The following is a 19515-nucleotide window of genomic DNA, read 5'->3' on the forward strand; positions in this document are numbered from 1 at the left end:
TTTGTTGGTGACGAGCCGGTTCTGCAGGTCGACCTTCACATCCCCGAAACTGAGTGGTCGGTGGCGTCCGCGCCAGGCGCACGCTACCGCCGCTACGAATCCCTTACCCGCGCGAGCAGTTCGCCGACACCGAAAGGGGAACCAAGTGGTACCGACCAGCGGCCCGGGGCCCGGAAGCTAAAAATGGGTGAATAGATACACAAGAACCACTCGACGGAAGACGGCCAAATCCTTTTCTGTCGAGTCTTGCAGCGCTCGACGGGATCCTAACCCATTGACTCTAAAACGTATTAGGATACTCGTCTAGTGTTCCGTTCCGTATAGACCGCGAGCACATGGTGTTCGACGGCGAACGCCACGAATCGGTGGCGCGCCACCCGGTATTGGCCGAACGCGCCTTCGTGATCTCGAGTTTCGGCAAGACCTACCACGTCACCGGCTGGAAGGTCGGCTACGTGGCGGCGCCCGCAGCCCTGATGGCCGAATTCCGCAAGGTCCACCAGTACAACGTGTTCACGGTGAATACGCCGATGCAGCACGGGATCGCCGCCTACATGGCCGATCCGCAGCCCTATCTCGACTTGCCCACCTTCTACCAGAACAAGCGCGACCTGTTCCGCGCCGGGCTGGCCGGTTCGCGTTTCGAGCTGCTGCCGTCGGATGGGACGTATTTCCAGTGCGTGCGCTACGGAGCGATCTCGGACATGCCGGAAGCGGAGTTTGCGAAGTGGCTGACGATCGAGGCCAAGGTGGCGGCGATTCCGGTGTCGGCGTTTTATAGCGAGCCGACGGATTCAAGGATTGTGCGGTTTTGTTTTGCGAAGAAGGACGAGACGCTGGAGCAGGCGCTGGAAAGCCTCTCGAAGCTGTAAAAGCAGCTTCGCGTTATCCCGTAGGGTGGGCAGGGTAATTCAGGCCAGTGGCCTGGATTACGCCCGCGCGGTGATAATTAGCGTTATAGCCGCCGCACGGGATGATCGACGGCAGGTTGAACGCGCGGGCGGGAGACCCGCCCACCCTACGTTTACCGCGCCTGCAGCTTGAGCTTGCGCTCAACAAACGCCTGCAATTCAGCTGACAGCGTCCCGCTGTTACGCGCCTTCGTGAACGCCTCCGCCGCCTCGGCATTGCGCTTCTCACCCTGCAGCGAAATCCCCAGTCCCATCCACCACACGCCGTTCTGCGGCGCGGTCCGCAGCGCCGCCTGGTAATGCTCGACCGCTTCACGATGCCGCTGCTCGCGCTGCAGCGCGCCGGCGAGGAAGGCGTGATACTCGCCATTGCCAGCAGCAGACGGCAAGGTACGCAGCAAGGTGTCGATGGCCGGCCCGCCGCGTTCGATCTGCAGGCGCGCCAGGAGCATCGCCAGCGCCGGCTGGCGTGCATCCAGCGCCAGTGCGGCCTGCAGCTGGCGCATCGCCTCGTCCGGACGCTTGGCTTCGATCAGCAGGCTGACCAGGGTCTGGCGCGAGGCCTCGTGGCGCGGATCGGCGCGCAGCGCACCCTGCAGGTGGCCAATGGCTTCGCTCACGCGGCCCTCGTCCAGGCTCGCGAGCGCACGGCGGTAGCCGTTCTCGGCGCGCTGCGGGGTCGTTTCCACGCGCCCGACAGCTGCCTTGGCTGGGACGGCGGGTTTCGCAACCGTCTTCGCGGGCGCCTCCGCTTTTGCAGGCACCTTGGCAGCCGGCTCCGCCTTGACCGGCTCGCGCTTGCGCGCCGGCGCTTCCTTCTTCACCGGCTTCGGTTCGGCTTTCGGCGGCTTGGCCTCCGCCGCTTTCTTCGGCTCCGGCGGCGCTGCAACAACGGGTTCAGGTTCGGACGGCACGGGCGCCTGCTCAACGACCGGCGCCTGTTCGACTACCGGCGCGGCGATCGGCGGAGGAGCAGCGAGCGGCGGCGTTCCCGACTGCACCGGCGCGATGACTTCTGGAGCCGGAGCAGGCGCAGCCACCGGGAACCCAACCGGCGCCGCCACAGGCTTCACCGGCACGGCTGCAGGCACCGCCCCACCCTGCTGCATGCGCCAGACCACATACCCCGACCCGCCCAGCACCGCCACCAGCCCCCCGAGCAGCGCCACGCGCAGCCACGGAAAGCTACGCTCCGGGGGCAGCACGGTCTTGATCTCGTGCGACACGGCCGCGGGGCCGGGATGGCCGCCACGCGCATCGAGGTCCTGAAGCATCTTGTTGATCAGGCTCATCGTACGAATGCCCATGCAATGCCGGCGGCCGCGCCGGCCAGCACGCCGCTGGCGGCCAGCCAGGGCCAGTAGCGGCGCTTGGCGCCGACGGTGTCGATCACCGCCGTCATGACGTGGCCGCCGCCCACCTGCTGCTTGCCCTGCCCGTAGGCCAGCATCAGCGACTTGTGCGCGAGGATGTTCACCAGGCGCGGCACCCCGCGGCTATACGTAAACAGCCGGCGGATCGCGCTTGGTGAAAACAGGCGCGCGCCAGTAAAGCCGGCCACGCGCAGCCGGTGCGCCACGTAATAATCCAGGTCGTCGCGCGAGAGCGGGCCAAGGTGGTAATGGAAGGTGATGCGCTGGGCCAGCTGGCGGATCTGGTCCAGTTCCAGCTTGCGGTTCAGTTCCGGCTGGCCGAACAGCACGATCTGCAGCAGCTTGCGCTTCTCGGTCTCGAGGTTCGTCAAGAGCCGCAGCGCTTCCAGGCTCTCCACCGGAATCGCCTGCGCTTCGTCCAGGCACAGCACCACCTGCAGGCCGTGTCCGGCCAGCGCCAGCAGGCGGCCATTGATCGCCTTGAGCAGCTGGTGCTGGTCGACGTCGCGTTCGAGTGCGATTTCGAGTTCGTCGGCCAGCGCCAGCATCAGGGTGCGCGGCTCGAGGTATGGGTTCGGGATGTAGGCCGTCACGAAGCCGTCGCCCAGCGTCGCCATGAACTTGCGGCACAGGAGCGTCTTGCCGGTGCCGACTTCGCCGGTGATCTTGATGAAGCCTTCGCCGCTGCGGGCCGCGACCAGCAGCGTGTTCAGGGCTTCCTGCGAGCGCGGGCTGCCGAAGAAGAAGCTGGTGTCCGGGGTGATCCCGAAGGGCGGCTCGCGCAGGCCGAAATGTGCTGCGTACATTACTTGCGGCCCGATGGCGAGGTGGTGGAACGGGTCACGCCCTGGCCGGCCGGATTCAGGCTGTCGATGCGGCGGCTGGTGTCCAGCAAATCCTGGCTCCAGTCATTGGCGCCTTCGACGATGGTCGGCTTGATCAGCACCACCAGCTCGCGCTTCTGGTTCACCCGGTTCTTGTTGCGGAACAGCGCGCCAAGCACCGGCACCCGGTCGGCGCCCGGCAGCTGGTCGGTATCGCCGCTCGAGGACTGGCGCATCAGGCCGCCGATCGCGACCACGCGGCCGTTCTGGCCGCGCACGATGCTGTCCAGTTCCGATGTGCTCGAAGAGGCCAGCGGCAGGTTGAGCGTACCGGCGCTGCCCAGGTTGACGCCCTTGTTCACGGTGGTCACCTGGCTCACCGACGGATGCACGTGCAGCAGGATGTTGCCCTTGTCGTCGATCTGCGGCGTCACGTCCAGCACCACGCCCGAGAAGAAAGGCTGCAGCGTGACGCTCGGCGTGGTGCTGCTGCCCGCGGCGGTATTGTCGGTGGTGGTCGTGATGCCGGTGACGAAGAATTCGTCGGTGCCGATCTTCAGCACGGCCTTCTGGTTGTTCATCGCTGCCACCCGAGGGCTCGACAGCACGTGCACGGTGCCCTGCGATTCGAGGAAGGTGATCAGGGCCGCGAAATTATTGGTCTGGAAGGCGAAGCCGAACAGCGAGCCGGCGGCATTCGCGGCCTGCGACAGCGAGAAGCCGGTGCTCGCGCTCAGGCCGTTGCCGTTGTTGATGACGGCCGGCTGGCCGCCATCGAAGGGCAGCGGGGCAAGGTTCGCGCCCGGCCCGATCATGCCGGTCGAGACCCGGTTGGCGTGCGAGCCGCGGAACGAGGCGAACGAGGCCCAGTTGATGCCGCTCTGGAAGCGGTCGTTCAGCTCGACTTCGAGGATCTTCGCTTCCAGGATCACCTGGCGGTCGACCGACAGCTGGGTCGCCTTGAGGTACATGTCGACGTTGCGCAGTTCGTCCGGCATGGCGCGGATCACCAGCACGCCCGACTGCGGGCTGATCACGACGCTGCGCCCGCCGTCCTTGGAGCCGACGATGGCTTCGACCGACGCCTTCAGGTCGCCCCAGAAGTCGTTGACCGATGTGGTGCTGACGTCGGTGCTCTGGGCCTGGCTCTGGGCGCCATTCTGGGGCCCGTTGCCGGTAGTGCCCTGGTTCTGCTGGCCGCTGCCTGTGTCCCCGGCGCCGCCGCTGCTGCTGGTGCCGGCGCTCTGCACCGAGGTCGAGGTCACGCGCAGGTTGGAGCTGCCGCGGCGCTGCGAGGTCAGGTAGTTCACATGGAACATCCGGGTCTGCATGGTGAGCGGGCGGATGGTGATGCGGGTGCCGTCGATGCGGTAGTCGTAGCCGTACATCTCCTTCACCGCCTCGAGCGTCTCGAGCAGGGTGACGTCCTTCAGGTTGGCGCTGATGCTGCCGCCGACGTCAGGATGCACCAGCATGTTGTAGCGGGTGCCGGCCACGATCGAGCGGAAGAACTGCTGCGCCGGGACGTTGTTGAACGAGACGTTGAAGCGTTCCTCCAGCGCGGGGCGGGCCTTGGGCAGGGTGCTGGCCAGCGCGGCGGCCGGCGGCAGCAGCGCATTGGCCACGGCGTCGTCCATCGCAGGCGCGGCGCCCTGCTGGCTGCTGGCGCGCGCCATCTCGCGGCCGATCGCGTCATAGGTGTCGTGCCGGGGCGTGCTCTGGCAGCCGGCCAGCAGCAGCGCGCCAAGGACGGCGCCAGGGATCAGCAGGAAGGTCCGCATCGTTTGTTCCTCAGTTCAGCTGTGGTGCGGATGCGCCCGCGGTCGCGGGCAGCACTGCGGCCGGCACGGTGTCCGGCACCCGGTCAAGGTCCAGGCGCAGCACCTGGCGCTCGCGCCCGCGCACCAGTTCGACCTCGGTCTGGGTCATGCGCGCCACGCGCGCGCCCTTGTATCTTCCGCCCAGGCGCACGGTCTCGCCGTCGATCACGGCGACGTGGCGGCCACCCTGGCGCGGCGAGATCAGCACCGACTGCAGGCGCGGCAAGCCATCGCCGGCAGTGCCGTCGCCGGCGCGTGCTCCAGGCGTGGCGCCTGGACGGGTCGGGTCGGCCAGCGCCTGCGCGCCTGCATTCATGGAGGCCAGCATCAAGGTGGCCAGGGTCAGTGCGGTCAGTGTCTTCACAGCTTCATCCAATTCCGGTCGAGGCTCAGGGTATAGAGCGTCAGCGTCAGGCGGGAGGCCGGATATTCCTCCACGTCGAGCTGTGCCTTGCCCCAGAACAGCCGGGTCGGCATCGCTTCGAGTGCGCTCATGTAGTTAACCATGTCAAGGTAATTGCCGCGGACGGTCACTTCGACCCCGTGGCGGTACAGCATGTCGGCAGGCTTGCCGGTATCGGCGTCTGGAACCGCCGTGGGCGCCGCGGCGTCGGGCGCCGCGGCCGCAGCGGAAGCTGCCGCAGGAGCGGCGCCAGCGGCGGCCGGGCGTCCCGAAATCGCCTCCACCCGCAGCGTGCGCATGGAGACGAGCTGCAGGCGGCCGTTGGCGCGCAGGATGGCGTCGACCAGCGGCGCCATGCGCTCCGGCGGCACCAGCCCGTGCTGCATCGCCAGCAGCGATTCGCCCAGTCGCGCGGTTTCCTGCTTGACCGATTCAAGCCGGGTGCGGGCCGGCACGTCCGGGTCCACCTGGTAGGCTTCGACTTTCGCGATGATTTCGGCATCGATGCCCATCATGTTGTTGCGCTGCTGGAGGATCTGCTCGAGCAAGGCATCCTGCTCGCGGTAGATCGGCGACAGCACCAGCTCGAAGCCCACAAAGGCAATCACCGTCACCGCGGCGGCGAAGCTCAAGGCCCGCTCGCGCAGGGTCAGCGCCTCGATGCGGGCGGCGAGCTGGATCAGGCGCTGTTTCATGGACGCGTCGCTTCCGGCGTTGCCGTCGTCGACTGCAGGCTGAATTCCACATACGGCGCCGGCGTCTTCACCTGCTTGCCGTCGGCGTCGGTCCGGGTCAGCGCCTCGGCTTGGCCGATCTGGAGGCTGGCGAACGACTTGCCCTGCAATAGCGGTTCCCGGGTCAGGCGGCCGATATAGCCGGGCACCAGGGCCGGGTCGGTCGTGCGGCCCTTGAGGCCGATGTCCTTGCCGGCAATGCTCACGCTGGTGAGCCACAGGCCCGGCACGCTCTGGCGGGCAAAAGCCTGGAAATAGCCGGCGAAGCCGCTGGTGTCGCCGAGCTCACCGCGCTGGAGTACACCGGACACCTTGCGCAAGGCCGCCAGCTGGGCTTCGGCCTCGAGCACCTGGGCATCCATGTCGGCGGTCTTCTGGCGCGGCGCGAACTGGGCGTTCACCGTGGCCAGGCGCGCCTGCTTGCGCGCCAGCTCGGTGGCGCCGGCGTCGGCCTCCGCCTGCATCCGCACCGTCTGCGCGCGCAGCACCACGCCCAGGCCCGCGATACCGGCAACCAGCACCAGCAGCGCGGCGCCCATCATCGGCGCGGTAAGAACCTTCTTCTGCGGCAGGAAGGCCGGGTTGAACAGGTTGACTTGCTGGCGCAGCTGCCCGCTCATGCCGCAGCCTCCGTGCGCAGGGCCGCGCCCAGCGGCAGGAAGAAGCGCGCCTGCTGCGCCGTTTCGGCAAGTTCCGGGGTGTCGGTGAAATCGAAGACGCTGGCCAGGTCGAGCGTCTCGACCGGCATGTACATGTTGCTCGACAGGTATTCGTCGAGGCCGGTCACCGGGGACGGCGCCAGCAGCAGCTTCGACACGCTGATGAAGGAAAACTGGCGCTCGAAGTTGTCGAGCGAGCGTTGCAGCTCGAGCGTGATGCGGTCGAAGGACGCATGCTTGCGCTCGTGGTCCTGCTCGAGCAGCTGGTCGAGCGTGACGTCGAAGCGGCGCGAGAGGTAGAGCTCGCCACGGAACGAGACCGTCAGCAGCCCGCCGTCGGGGCCGAAGGACAGCATCGCCACCCCGCGTCCTTCGGGTTCCAGCATGGCCGAGATATTACGCTGTGCCATTTCGGGAATGTCGATCACGCCCAGGTCGATCCTGGCGTCGAGGAACAGCTTCTGGCGCGGGGCGATGACGCTGTTGCGCGCAGCGATGGCGAAGGTCGATTGCTGGGCGCGCGCGCCCTGCTCCACCGGGATGTCCAGCACGTCGACCGTGGCCTCGGCCACCGGGAAGTCGAGCATGTCCTTCAGGCGCCAGCGGATGGCCGTGCGCATCTCTTCTTTCGGCACATTGGGAGACTCGACGCTAATGACCTGATATTCGCCGCCGGCCAGCAGGGTGGCGCAGCGGTAGGCATTGGCCTGCCCTTCGCGGCCGGCCTTGTCCAGCACGGCATCAGGCTGGCCGGGAAGAAAGCGCGCAAAGCGCACGAACGGCTTGCCCTCGCCGGCGTGCTTGACGCTGGTTACGGCGACGCCATCGCGCTGGACGGCGAAGATCATCCACCCTTCCTTCTTTTTGGCTTTCTTAAAAAAACGCATCAAGCGGCAACTGTCCTGTCGGCGAAGAAATGATTTAGTCTCAAAGACTTGATTATATTCAAGACCAGCGCCAACCGATCAAAAAAAGGCGCAAAACGACGGAAAACAAACGCCTTTCTCGCTCTTGACCCGGCTTTTCGTTGTCAATACGCGGCCGGGACGGCGAACTGGCATCTTCCGGGGGAAAAGAACGCAAGGTTGGCTGGCGTATCCGCAAGCATTTGGCTGGATTGTGCAGTCGCAGGGCGGCGGCTGCAAACGATCAGGACGATCAGGTTGCCCAACGTGAAACCACCCTGGCGACCGGTGCCGAAACCGTATCGGGTTCCGCATGGTGTCCAGGGTGGTGGCAGGTCCGGCTCCGGGGCCGGACCTGTACAGCATATCGCAGCCGCTTCGTCAGCTTATTCGCAGATGAAGTTGCCGTTGGCTGGCAGCGTGGTGAAAACCGGCGCGGTGTTCGGCACGGTCGACGGGGTGTAGATGACGCTGCAATTCGCCACGTTTGCAGCAGCGACGCCCGCCGGGGTGACCTGCAGGCGGCCAGCGGCCGGCATCGTGATCGTGTAGTCGTTTGCGCCAAGACCAGCGGCGGTAGCGAAGAGGCGTGCCTGGGCCAGCGTACCCACTGCCGGGTAGCCGTTGGCCAGAGTCACGTTAGAACCTTCAAGAACCACGTTACCGACAAGAATACCGTTCACCAGGGCTTCCGAGTGCACCATGGCCGAGGTCGAAGCCAGTGCACCGCGGGCTGCGCGCAGGCTGGCTTCGCGGGCGTCGCCCCCCAGGTTGGCGAAACGCGGCAGCGCGGTCGCGGCCAGGATGCCGAGGATAACGATCACGACGATCAGTTCGATCAGGGTGAAACCGCCCTGCTTACCGGCCTTGAAATTCTTGTTCATTAAGCTCTCTCCGTTGAAGAAAATGGTGCGGACGACCCGCGTTTTTTAGTGGTTATTGGAGGCCACCCGGTCGACTACCTGACCAAGCACCAGCCCGAGAATCGCTACGTTCCGTCCATCCCTGCCGGCCGGAGCAAGCTCACGCAACAATTCTACCTTGAACTTAAGCAATTTTGATGTCCTTGGAGAAAAAGTGTCGTTACTTTGCAAAAAGTTGATGCTCTTATCAGAAGGGTCAAAATACCAGTGCCCGGGCTTGATGGTGCCGGGGTCCGGGCGGTAGTACTCGCCCTGGTAATTCTTTGGCGGCTGGGCCAGCCAAGTCACCGGATTTTCCTGCGCCAGCGCTTCGAGCGCCCCCGCCCCGCCGCTGCCGGCCATGCGTGCCACCCGCACCGCCATGGCCGTGCGGGCAGCCGACACCACCTGCATCGCCGCGGCACGCTCCAGCAACGCGCGGTATTCGAGCAGACTGGCCAGCATCCACCCCGCCACCAGCAGCGCCAGCACAGCCAGGACGGCGCATTCGATGCGGCTCAGTCCGCGCCTGAGCCCTGCGCCTTTTGCCGGCTGCGGTCCCCGCCTCATTTCGGATGCAGGGCCGCTTTGCCCAGGTCCCAGATCGGCAGGAAGATGCCGAGCGCCAGCACCAGCACCATGGCACCGAGGAAGGTGATCAGGATCGGCTCGATCTGGCTCGACAGGGTCTTGAGTTCGTAATCGACCTCGCGCTCGTACATCTGGGCGATTTCGTCCATCAGCTCGTCGAGCGAACCGGATTCCTCGCCGACCGCGATCATCTGCAGCACGATCGGGGTGAACACGTTGGCGGCGGTCGCAGTGCGCGTGATGCTCTCGCCGCGCTCGACGCCGTCGCGCATCTGCTCGATGCGCGAACTCAGGTACGCGTTGTCGGAGGTCTGCGACACCACCGTCAGCGCCTGCACGATCGGCACGCCGCTGCGCATCGACAGCGCGAAGCTGCGGGCGAAGCGCGCCATCGTTGCCTTGTGGATGATCTTGCCCGCGATCGGCAGGCGCAGCTTGTAGCGGTCCCAGGCCAGCAGGCCTTTCGCGGTACGGGTCCATTTGTGGAAGCCCAGCACCGCGCCGGCCGCGACGCCTGCCATCAGCGGCCAGTAATCGACGGTGAATTTGGATGTCCCGACCAGGACCCGCGTCATCAACGGCAACTCGGCCCCGAACTGCTTGAACACTGAGGTAAAACTCGGGATCACGAAGATGTTCACGATGACCATGGCGATGACCATCGCGGCGATCACGAAGCTCGGGTAGCGCAGCGCGGTCTTGACGCGCTCGCGCATGTCGCGGTCGAATTCGAGGTGGTCGAACAGGCGCAGGAAGATCTCTTCCAGGCGGCCGGTCATCTCGCCCACCCGCACCATCGACAGGTAGAAGGTATTGAACACGGCCGGGTGGCGCGCCATCGAGCTAGAAAGCTCGCGGCCGGCATCGAGCGATTCGCGCAGGTCTTTGATGACCCGGCCGAAGGTCTTGTTGACGCAGGACTCCTGCAGCCCCGCCAGCCCGCGCATGATCGGCACACCGGACTTGAGCAGGGTGTAGATCTGGCGGCTGAACAGCTGCACGTCCATCGACGTGACCTTCTTTTCGGTCAGGCGCGCCCATGCGCCCCCTTCCTTCGACGCCGGCCCCTTGCGGCTCGGGTTGATCTCGATTGGCGTGGCGCCGCTGCCGAACAGCTGGTCGGCAACTGCCCCGCTGTCGGCGCCTTCCAGGATGCCCTGCAGGAGTTCGCCGCGCGCATCGCGCGCCTTGTAGGCAAAGAAGGCCATCAGTCGTCGAGCTGGTTACTGATGCGCATCGCTTCGGCGATGGTCGTGCGGCCCTGCACCGCCAGCTGCACGCCGTGGCGGCGCAGGGTCTCGCCTTCCATCGCGGCATGCGCGACTTTCAAAAAGTGCGCCGGGTCCGGGTGGTTGGCGGCATCGGTCACGGCGCGCGTCATTTCGAGCAGCTCGTAGACGCCGGTACGGCCGCGGAAGCCCGTGCCATTGCAGTGCGAGCAGCCCTTCCCGTGGAAGAACTGGGTGGTGGCGGCATGCTGGCCCAGCTCGGGCTGCAGCCAGGTAACTTCGTTTGGAGTGGGCTGGTAAGGCGTGCTGCAGCTTTCGCAGATCACCCGCACCAGGCGCTGCGCCAGCACGGCCTGCAGCGAGCCGCCCACCATGTAGCGCGGCACGCCCATGTCCATCAGGCGCAGCGGCGTGCTGGCCGCATCGTTGGTGTGCAGGGTCGACAGCACCAGGTGGCCGGTCATGGCGGCGCGCAGGCCGATCTGGGCGGTTTCCTGGTCGCGCATCTCGCCCACCAGCACGATGTCGGGATCCTGGCGCAGCGCGGAACGCAGCACGCGCGCAAACGACAGCTCGATCTTGTCGTTCACCTGCACCTGGTTGATGCCGGCCAGCCGGTATTCCACAGGGTCTTCAACCGTGATCAGCTTCTTCTCGACCGAGTTCAGTTCGGACAAGGCACTATATAAAGTGGTGGTCTTGCCGCTACCCGTCGGGCCGGTGACCAGCACCAGGCCATTCGGGCGCTGGACCAGCGCGCGGAAGCGCTCGACGATCCGCGGCGGCATCCCGATCGCATCCAGGCGCAGGGTGGTGCCGCCCTGGTTCAGCAAACGCATGACCACCGATTCGCCGTACTGGGTCGGCATGGTCGAGATACGCACGTCGATACGCTGGTTGCGCACTTTCACGGCGAAGCGGCCATCCTGGGGCAGGCGCTTTTCCGAGATGTCGAGGTCGGCCATCAGCTTCAGGCGCAGCGCCAGAGGCGTGGCGACCTTGATGTCGGCTTCGGTCTGCAGGTGCAGCACGCCGTCGATACGGAAGCGGATCTGCAGGCGGCCGTCCTGCGGCTCGATGTGGATGTCGGAGGCGCGCACCTGCGCGGCATCGTCGAACACCGATTGCAGCAGCTTGACGATCGGAGCTTCTTCCAGCCCCGGGTTGGCGGCCAGCGCGCCGAAGTCGATCGAGGTGTCGCCCAGGTCGGCCTCGACCTCGCGCGCGAAGTCGGTGATCTCGCCGGTGCGGCGGTAGATGCGGTCGATCGCGGCCAGCACTTCGGTCTCGTTGACCACCGCCAGCTCGACGCCTTTTTTCAGCAGGCGCGCGATCTCGTCGTAGGCAAACAGGTCGGTCGGGTCGGACACGCCCACCAGCATGGTCTCGCGGCGCTCTTCCAGCACCAGCGCGCGAAAGCGCCGCGCCGCCGTTTCCGGCAGCAGGCGCACCAGCTCGGCGTTGATGTTGTAGAACTTGAGGTGGATGTAAGGGATGTTCAGCTGGCGTGCCAGTGCGCCCGAGATCTGCTCTTCGGTCACGAAGCCGCTCTCGACGAACACGCGGCCCAGCTTGCGCCCGGTGCGCTTCTGGTCCGCCAGCGCCTGCATCAACTGCTCTTCGGACAGCAGCTTTTGCTGGATCAGCACCTCGCCCAGGCGAATTTTTTCCGGCCTTGCCATGAACATCCCTTGTTTTATATCTTGCGACGAACATTTTATGCCAGAACCGGAATAAATTGACTGTTGGAATTAGTGGTCGGCCGACAAAGTGTCGCCGTTTCGCCTCGCCGCCAGGGCATGGCGTGTAAGATCGCTGGACAAGCTGACAATGACCGCAGGCTTCCCGGCCTGCCATGAGCATTCAAGGAGACTCCATGACCGACCCCGGCGCCCGTGCGCAACGCCGCCGCATCTACCTGATGCGGCACGGCAGCGTGACCTATTTCGACGACAGCGGCAAACCCTACCTGCCCGAATCCGTGGCGCTCAACGAAACCGGCCAGGCCCAGGCCGACGCCGCCGGCCATGCCTTCTTCGACGCCGGGGTGCGTTTCGATCGCGTGATTGTGTCCGGACTGCCGCGCACCGTGGAGACGGCGCAGCGGGTGTTGGCTGCTTCGCAACAGGACCTCGTGCCGGAAGTATGGAGCGAACTGCACGAGATCCGCGGCGGGCGCCTGTCGACCATCCCCACCGACGAATTGCGGCGCGCCTTCACCGGCGCCTTCGAGGGCGTGGTGGACGAAGACCAGCGCTTCCTCGGCGGCGAGTCGGTCGGCGAGATGATGGAACGAGTGCACCCGGCAATCGACCGCCTGCGCGCCAGGGACGACTGGGACACCATCCTGCTGGTGCTGCATGGCGGCGTGAACTGCGCGATCCTGTCGCTGGCCCTCACGGGGCAGCGCCGGTTCCTCGGCGGCCTGTCGCAAGCCGCCGGCTGCATCAATGCGCTCGACGTCGGCGAGGACCGGCGCGACTGGGTGGTCCGCTTCGTGAATTACGTGCCGCCGGGGCCGCTTCAGCCGGGCGCGCGCACCACCACGATGGAGCAATTGTTCGAGCAATACCGCAAGGGGCGTTAAGTTTTTTATTCAAAATAGCACGCCCGTACACATTGCTGCCCAACCGGGCTAGAATGAAGGACAACCCTAACAACGGAGACGCGATGTTCGAGGAAATGATGGGCACCATGCAGGTAGCAGAACGCCAGAAATTCGATGTCGATGCGCTGGACGCCTACCTGCGCGCCCAGGTGGAAGGCTATCCCGGCGGCCAGGGTGTCACCCTGGAGGTCGAGCAGTTCAAGGGCGGCCAGTCGAATCCCACTTTCAAGCTGTCCTGCGGGGGCAAGCAGTATGTGCTGCGCACCAAGCCCGGTCCGGCGGCCAAGCTGCTGCCTTCGGCCCACGCCATCGACCGCGAGTTCCGCGTGATGGGAGCGCTGCATGGCGCCGGCTTCCCGGTGCCGCGCCAGCTGGCCCTGTGCCTGGACGAAGCCGTGATCGGCCGCGCATTCTTTGTCATGGAATTCGTCGAAGGCAGGGTGCTGTGGGACCAGTCGCTGCCGGGCATGACGCCTTCTGAACGCGCCGCCATCTACGACGAACAGAACCGCGTGATCGCCCTGCTCCATACCACCGACTATACCGCCATCGGGCTGGGGGACTACGGCAAGCCGGGCAATTATTTTGCGCGCCAGATCGAGCGCTGGACAAGGCAGTACCAGGCGTCCGCCACCGAATCCATCGAGGCGATGGACCGCCTGATCGAATGGCTGCCGCAGAATATCCCGCCCGGCGAAGACACCAGCATCGTGCACGGCGACTACCGGCTCGACAACCTGATCTTCCACCCGCTTGAACCGCGCATCATCGGCGTGCTCGACTGGGAGTTGTCGACCCTGGGCCATCCGCTGGCGGATTTCTCCTATCACTGCATGAGCTGGCACATCCCGCCCGGCAAATTCCGCGGCATCGCGGGACTGGACCTGGAAGGGCTCGGCATCCCGTCGCTCGATGACTACGTGGCCCGGTATTGCGAGCGCACCGGCAAGACCATCCGCGCCGAAGATTTCGATTTCTACCTGGCCTACAACATGTTCCGCCTGGCCGGCATCATGCAGGGCATCATGAAGCGCTACACCGACGGCACCGCCTCCAGCGCCCAGGCCCTGGAGAACGGCAAGGCCGCCCGGCCAATGGCCGAGATGGCATGGCAGTTCGCAACGCGCAGCCGTAGCTGACCGTTGCAGCTGACACCTGAACCGATTACAAGGACACGCACATGGATTTTGCCTACTCTGCACGCTGCCAGGAACTGCAGGCGCGCCTGCTCGCCTTCATGGACGAGCACATTTATCCGAACGAAAGCGCCTTCCTTGATGAAATCGCGGCCAACGCGCGCGACAAGGGCACGCGCTGGCTGCCCCTTGGCCTGATCGAGCGCCTCAAGCCGCTGGCGCGCGAAGCCGGATTGTGGAATTTGTTCCTTCCTAAGTCGGCCCGCGCGCCGGAAGGCCTGTCCAACCTCGACTACGCCCCGCTGTGCGAGATCATGGGCCGGGTGCCGTGGGCGCCGGAAGTCTTCAACTGCTCCGCGCCCGACACCGGGAACATGGAAACGCTGGAGCGCTACGCATCGGAAGACCTCAAGCGCGAGTGGCTGGAACCGCTGCTGCGCGGCGAGATGCGCTCGGCCTTTGCCATGACCGAGCCGGACGTCGCGTCCTCGGATGCGACCAATATCGCCACCCGCATCGAGCGTATTGGTGACGACTACGTGATCAACGGCCACAAGTGGTGGATCTCGGGCGCCGGCGACCCGCGCTGCAAGGTCTTCATCGTGATGGGCAAGACCGATCCGGGTGCCGCCCGCCACCAGCAGCAGTCGATGATCGTGGTCCCGGCCGACACCCCGGGCATTACCATCCTGCGCCCGCTGCCGGTGTTCGGCTACGACGACGCCCCGCACGGCCACTGCGAGATCCTGTTCGAGAACGTGCGGGTGCCGGCCGCGAACATGCTGCTGGGCGAAGGCCGCGGCTTCGAGATCGCCCAGGGCCGCCTCGGCCCGGGCCGCATCCACCACTGCATGCGCGCCATCGGCGTGGCCGAGCGCGCGCTCGAACTGATGTGCAAACGCCTGGAGGCGCGCGTGGCCTTCGGACGCAAGATTTCAGAGCAAGGTGTCTGGCGCGAGCGCATCGCCGAATCGCGCATCCGCATCGATACTGCCCGCTTGCTGACCCTGAAAGCCGCCTACATGATGGACACGGTTGGTAACAAGCACTCCGCCGCCGAGATCGCGATGATCAAGGTGCTGGCGCCGACGGTGGCCCAGGACGTGCTGGACTGGGCGATCCAGGCCCACGGCGCGGCCGGCGTGTCGGACGACTTCCCTCTCGCCTATCAATGGGCCGGCAACCGCACGCTGCGCCTGGCCGACGGGCCGGATGAAGTGCACCGGAATGCCGTGGCCAAGCTCGAACTGGCGAAGTACGCAGCGCCGAAAGCCTAGCAAGCAAGGCTGGGGCATGGGGTGACCCACGCCCCAACGCGGGTTACCCGTTGCCTCAGCCTGCCGATCAGTGAAGAGTCGCTCGTTACTCGTAGCGTCGGCAGGGTTATTTTGGGCAATACCCTAATGCCGATCACATAAGAGCCGCCGGTTACTCTTAGGGTGGGCAATTCGTAATTCAGGGCATTGCCTAATGCCGGTCACTTAAGAGCCGAGCCGCCGGTGACTCGTAGGGTGGGCAATTCGTAATTCAGGGCATTGCCCTGAATTACCTTGCCCACGCGTTCAAACTATGGTGCTGCAGCCAGTGCGCTGGCTCATATTGCAACTGCCACCGCGTGGGGTAACCGGGGCCAGTGGCCCGGGTTACAAGCCGCCCACCCTACGGTTCTCACTAGTTGACTGGCATTAGGGCATTGGCCTGATTTACCTTGCCCACGCGTTCAAACTACGGTGCTGCAGCCCGCGCGTCGGCTCATATTGCAACTATCACTGCGTGGGGTAACCGGGTCCAGTGGCCCGGGTTACAAGCCGCCCACGCTACGGTTCTCACTAATTGACTGGCATTAGGGCAATGCCCGGAATTACGCCCACGCGTTCAAATCACAGCGCGACTGCCCGTGCGGCAGATCCCGCCCAAACGATCACCGCGTGGGCGTTCGTGATTCCGGGCATTGCCCGAAATCACCCTGCCCACCCTGCAAGTTCAGCTGGATTGACAGACATGCGGCCCTAGCCCGCGTTCTGCCCCACCTCGACCGAGTCGATCACCCCACCGAGGCTACCCCAGTTGCTCCAGCCGTTGTTCGGCGCCGTTTGCCAGCGGTGCCACAAGGCCTTGTCGGCGCCGCGCGCGAACAACTCCATCCGGCCGTCTGCATTATTGCTGACGAACAGCCGGTCGACCCAGCCGCCCAGCGAGTTCCAGTTGCTCCAGCCGTTATTGGGCGCGGTCTGCCAGCGGTGCCACACGGCCTTGTCGGAACCGCGTGCGAACACCTCCAGCCGTCCATCGAGGTTCTGGCCGACCGCGATCTGGTCGATCCAGCCTCCCAGCGAGTTCCAGCTGCTCCAGCCATTGTTCGGGGCGGTCTGCCAGATGTGCCAGAGTGCGGCGTCGGAGCCGCGGGCGAACACTTCGAGCCGTCCGTCCTGGTTGCGCCCGACGTCGATCATGTCGATCCAGCCGCCCATCGAGGCCCAGCCGCTCCAGCCATTGTTGGGCGCGGTCTGCCAGTTGTGCCACAGGGCGCCGTCGCCGCCGCGCGCAAAGACCTCGATGCGGCCATCCTGGTTCTGGCCAATGGAGAGCCGGTCGATCCAGCCGCCCATCGAGGCCCACTCGCTCCAGCCATTGCTTGGCGCGGTCTGCCAGCGGTGCCACAGGGCCCTGTCGGATCCGCGCGCGAAGATCTCCAGCCGGCCGTCCTGGTTCTGGCCGACCTCGATCAGGTCGACCCAGCCGCCCAGCGAATGCCAGTCGCTCCAGCCATTGTTGGGCGCGGTCTGCCAGCGGTGCCAGACGGCCTTGTCGGCGCCGCGGGCAAACACTTCCAGGCGGCCGTCGGCATTGCGCGCGCTGCGGATGATGTCGACCCAGCCGCCAAGCGAGGCCCAGCCGCTCCAGCCATTGCTGGGCGCGGTCTGCCACAGGTGCCAGACCGCCTTGTCGGTGCCGCGCGCGAACACTTCCATGCGGCCGGTGACGCCGGAACGTGCCGCCCGCACGGCCGCTTCGGCGTTGAGGAACCGGCCCAGGGGCTTGCCGGCCGTGGTCGTCACCAATGAGCCGGTGGAGTTGAGCAGGTCGCGCACCTGGGCGTGCGTCAGGGAGGGATTCGCCGACAGCATCAGCGCCGCCACGCCTGCCACTTTCGGCGTGGCGCCGGAGGTGCCGCCGAAATGGTTGCTGTAGCTGGAATCGGAGGCGCTGTGGCAGGTCACGTCGTGGTCCGAGTCTCCGGGCGCGGCGACGACGATGTTGGGGCCGAAATTGCTGAACCAGGCGCGCGGGTTGGTGACCGGGTCGTAGGCGGTGGCGCCGACCAGGATGGAGCCGGTTGCCGGGATCGGGTTGCCGGCATCGTCGATGCCGGCGTCGCGGTCGCCATTACCGGCCGCGACGCAGACCACCACGCCGGCCGCGATCGCGGTCTTGATTGCCGCATTGACCGACGGAACCTGCTCGTAGTTGCCGAAGGCGCCGGTCTGCACCTCGAGGATGACGATCTTGCGCTTGCCGCCGCTGTTGGTGGTGCGGACCCAGTCGATCCCGCGCGCCCAGGCATTGCCGCCGAGCGGAGCGCCGGGGCCGGTGTCGCCCTGGATGCCCCAGAGTTCGGAATCGAAGCCGAAGCCCGCCATGCCCTTGCCGTTGGCCACGGCGCCGGTGAGCCCGAGCACGCCGGTGCCGTGGTAGATCGAGCCGCCGGTATTCACGGTGCCGGAGCCGTCGACCGCGTTATAGGTCTTGGCCAGGTGCGGCGCCAGGTCTTCGTGGCCGGTCCGGTAGCCCCAGTCGACGTCGGCGATGACGACGTTCGCACCCGAAGACATGCTCCAGGCGTGGTTGGCGCGGCAGCGGAAGATATACCACTGGTTCTCGAGCCCGGTGTTCGGGTCGATGACGGCCTGGTCGCTGGAACCGACCAGCGGTTCGGACAGCGGCCCGGCCGGCGCGCCCTCACGGTCGCGTGGACGCTCGGAGAGTTCGCCACCGGCGCCCTCGCGCAGCGGATCGTCCTGGCGCGCGGCGCGCGGCGGCGCTTCGTCGAGCACGTCGATGGGCGGACGGGCCGTCGGCACCGGGACCGCGCGCGCCACCTGCGGCGAGCTGCAGAGTTCAGCGGCGATCTCGGTGACGTCGGCGTCCGGCGGGAAGCGCAGGGTGACGAAATCGGCCAGGTGCGGTACGTCGATGCCCTGCTGGAGGGCGGTGGCGCGCGCGCTGTCGCCTTCTTCGAGCGTGCGGTTGAAGGTCGGCTCGGCGCTGACCAGGCAGTAGCGCTGCAGGATCTGGTTGACCGCATCCAGCCCGACGCCATCCGGCCCCGCCGACCGCGCCTGCAGCGACAGGGCCACGCTGGTGCCGTCGTGGGAAAGGCTGGGCTGGACGCCGTCGCGGAACTGGACCTCGACCACGCCGGGTTCGTATTGAGGCCCGGATGGCCGGCCCGGCTGCACGAAGCGCGGGATGTCCCCGCCGCCGCCGCCCCCGCCGCCCATGCCCGCGGGCCGCGGCATTCCGCCCCCGCCGCCCCCCTGTGCACCGGGACGCGGCATGGAATCCGCCGCTCCCGTTCCGCCCGTGGCGCCCCCGGTCTGGCCGGGACGCGGCATCGTGTCGCCGCCTGCCGCGCCCATCGATGGCGTGGGCATGCCGCCGCCCATTGCCCCGCCTTTCGGCATTGCGCCCGGTTGGGTATGTTGCTGGCTGCCTTTCTCGCTCATGGTTCACCCCTGTAGTTGCGCTGTGTGGAAAATTCCGAAACCAGCGGACCGGCGGGCAGCGCCCACCCCGATGGCCAGTGTGCAGCTTAGGAGCTCAGCCGAATCGATTCGTTTGCGTTTGCGCAAACATGCGCCGTGGCGGGGACCACGGGCAAACGGGAATGGAAGAGAACGGACAGGTGAGGCCGGCAAGCCCGCGAAGGACTCGCCGGCTGCCGGTGGCTGGCGTCAGCCCTGGCCGCCAGGGGGACGGCGGCCGAACAGGCCCATTCCGTCGATGGTGCAGATTTCTTCGCCATGCTGGTTGGTCGCGGTCCAGGTCGACCAGACCACGCCGCGGTCGGGCCTCGAGGCCGAGGCCTTGACGGCGGTGGTCAGGTAGCGCGCCTTGAGGGTATCGCCACCGCGCAGCGGGTGCCGCCAGCGCACGCCGTCCAGGCCGGGCGAGCCCATGCTCGACGCCGAGCACATCATGCCGTCGACCACCATCCGCATCATCAGGCTGCAGGTATGCCAGCCGCTGGCGATGACGCCGCCGTAGATCGAGCCGGCAGCTGTCTGCCTGTCCACGTGGAAAGGCTGCGGATCGAATTCGCGGGCGAAGGCGATGATCTCCGCTTCGCTGACATTGCGCTCACCGAGGTCGAGCTCCTGGCCGACATGGAAATCCTCGAAGTACCACTGCGTGCGCAC

16 protein-coding genes and 1 pseudogene are annotated in these 19515 nt (G+C 66.2%); 4 read left to right on the top strand and 13 right to left on the bottom strand.

Annotated elements, in window-relative coordinates:
* Positions 1–329: 329 nt before the first annotated feature.
* Positions 330–872: pseudogene (locus tag HGB41_RS09290) on the top strand (aminotransferase class I/II-fold pyridoxal phosphate-dependent enzyme); the annotation flags it as partial.
* A 152-nt stretch (positions 873–1024) separates the two neighbouring features.
* Here the strand turns inward: HGB41_RS09290 and HGB41_RS09295 are convergent.
* The 11 genes from HGB41_RS09295 to HGB41_RS09345 all read right to left on the bottom strand — a co-directional run bounded on the left by HGB41_RS09295 (position 1025) and on the right by HGB41_RS09345 (position 12033).
* Complete coding sequence (locus HGB41_RS09295; RefSeq protein ID WP_229422953.1) at positions 1025–2218, bottom strand: tetratricopeptide repeat protein; 1194 nt, start codon at positions 2216–2218, stop codon at positions 1025–1027.
* Positions 2200–3090 (bottom strand): ExeA family protein, encoded by an 891-nt coding sequence (locus tag HGB41_RS09300; protein ID WP_171083572.1) that lies wholly within the window; start codon positions 3088–3090, stop codon positions 2200–2202. The genes HGB41_RS09295 and HGB41_RS09300 overlap by 19 nt, the downstream gene beginning before the upstream one ends.
* Positions 3090–4889: a pilus (MSHA type) biogenesis protein MshL gene (gene mshL / locus HGB41_RS09305; RefSeq protein WP_171083574.1), complete on the bottom strand. Its 1800-nt coding sequence runs from the start codon at positions 4887–4889 to the stop codon at positions 3090–3092. The genes HGB41_RS09300 and mshL overlap by 1 nt, the downstream gene beginning before the upstream one ends.
* A gap of 10 nt (positions 4890–4899) precedes the next feature.
* The gene (locus tag HGB41_RS09310; protein WP_371868495.1) at positions 4900–5292 is read right to left on the bottom strand and encodes a hypothetical protein; all 393 of its coding nucleotides are present in this window, start codon (positions 5290–5292) and stop codon (positions 4900–4902) included.
* Complete coding sequence (locus HGB41_RS09315; RefSeq protein ID WP_171083575.1) at positions 5289–6026, bottom strand: type II secretion system protein M; 738 nt, start codon at positions 6024–6026, stop codon at positions 5289–5291. The genes HGB41_RS09310 and HGB41_RS09315 overlap by 4 nt, the downstream gene beginning before the upstream one ends.
* Positions 6023–6685, bottom strand: coding sequence for a PilN domain-containing protein (locus HGB41_RS09320; protein ID WP_229422954.1), 663 nt, complete (start codon positions 6683–6685; stop codon positions 6023–6025). The genes HGB41_RS09315 and HGB41_RS09320 overlap by 4 nt, the downstream gene beginning before the upstream one ends.
* Positions 6682–7572 carry a type IV pilus biogenesis protein PilM gene (gene pilM / locus HGB41_RS09325; RefSeq protein WP_308788928.1) on the bottom strand — a complete coding sequence of 297 codons (891 nt, stop codon included), beginning with the start codon at positions 7570–7572 and terminating at the stop codon, positions 6682–6684. The genes HGB41_RS09320 and pilM overlap by 4 nt, the downstream gene beginning before the upstream one ends.
* 443 nt (positions 7573–8015) lie before the next feature.
* The gene (locus HGB41_RS23820; protein WP_171083577.1) at positions 8016–8513 is read right to left on the bottom strand and encodes a type II secretion system protein; all 498 of its coding nucleotides are present in this window, start codon (positions 8511–8513) and stop codon (positions 8016–8018) included.
* 45 nt (positions 8514–8558) lie between these two features.
* Entirely contained in the window at positions 8559–9101 is a 543-nt protein-coding gene (locus HGB41_RS09335; RefSeq protein ID WP_171083579.1) for a hypothetical protein, read from the bottom strand.
* A complete protein-coding gene (locus HGB41_RS09340) occupies positions 9098–10330 on the bottom strand; it encodes a type II secretion system F family protein (protein WP_171083581.1) in 1233 nt (410 codons plus the stop codon). The genes HGB41_RS09335 and HGB41_RS09340 overlap by 4 nt, the downstream gene beginning before the upstream one ends.
* Complete coding sequence (locus HGB41_RS09345) at positions 10330–12033, bottom strand: GspE/PulE family protein (protein WP_171083583.1); 1704 nt, start codon at positions 12031–12033, stop codon at positions 10330–10332. The genes HGB41_RS09340 and HGB41_RS09345 overlap by 1 nt, the downstream gene beginning before the upstream one ends.
* Positions 12034–12227: 194 nt before the next feature.
* Here HGB41_RS09345 and HGB41_RS09350 point away from each other — a divergent pair, with 194 nt between their 5' ends.
* The 3 genes from HGB41_RS09350 (at position 12228) to HGB41_RS09360 (ending at position 15372) form a co-directional block, all read left to right on the top strand.
* On the top strand, positions 12228–12938 hold the full coding sequence (locus HGB41_RS09350; protein WP_229422955.1) for a histidine phosphatase family protein: 711 nt from the start codon (positions 12228–12230) through the stop codon (positions 12936–12938).
* Positions 12939–13021: 83 nt separating this feature from the next.
* On the top strand, positions 13022–14098 hold the full coding sequence (locus tag HGB41_RS09355) for a phosphotransferase (RefSeq protein ID WP_171084801.1): 1077 nt from the start codon (positions 13022–13024) through the stop codon (positions 14096–14098).
* Between the two features lie 41 nt (positions 14099–14139).
* Positions 14140–15372 (top strand): acyl-CoA dehydrogenase family protein, encoded by a 1233-nt coding sequence (locus tag HGB41_RS09360; protein ID WP_171083586.1) that lies wholly within the window; start codon positions 14140–14142, stop codon positions 15370–15372.
* Positions 15373–16104: 732 nt separating this feature from the next.
* On the opposite strand, the gene HGB41_RS09365 is transcribed toward HGB41_RS09360, so the two are convergent.
* Both HGB41_RS09365 and HGB41_RS09370 read right to left on the bottom strand, forming a co-directional pair.
* Positions 16105–18822 carry a DUF8189 domain-containing protein gene (locus HGB41_RS09365; protein ID WP_171083588.1) on the bottom strand — a complete coding sequence of 906 codons (2718 nt, stop codon included), beginning with the start codon at positions 18820–18822 and terminating at the stop codon, positions 16105–16107.
* 228 nt (positions 18823–19050) lie between these two features.
* A complete protein-coding gene (locus HGB41_RS09370; RefSeq protein ID WP_171084803.1) occupies positions 19051–19515 on the bottom strand; it encodes a MaoC family dehydratase in 465 nt (154 codons plus the stop codon).

The sequence above is a fragment of the Telluria aromaticivorans genome (assembly GCF_013003915.1).
Taxonomy (GTDB): domain Bacteria; phylum Pseudomonadota; class Gammaproteobacteria; order Burkholderiales; family Burkholderiaceae_D; genus Telluria; species Telluria aromaticivorans.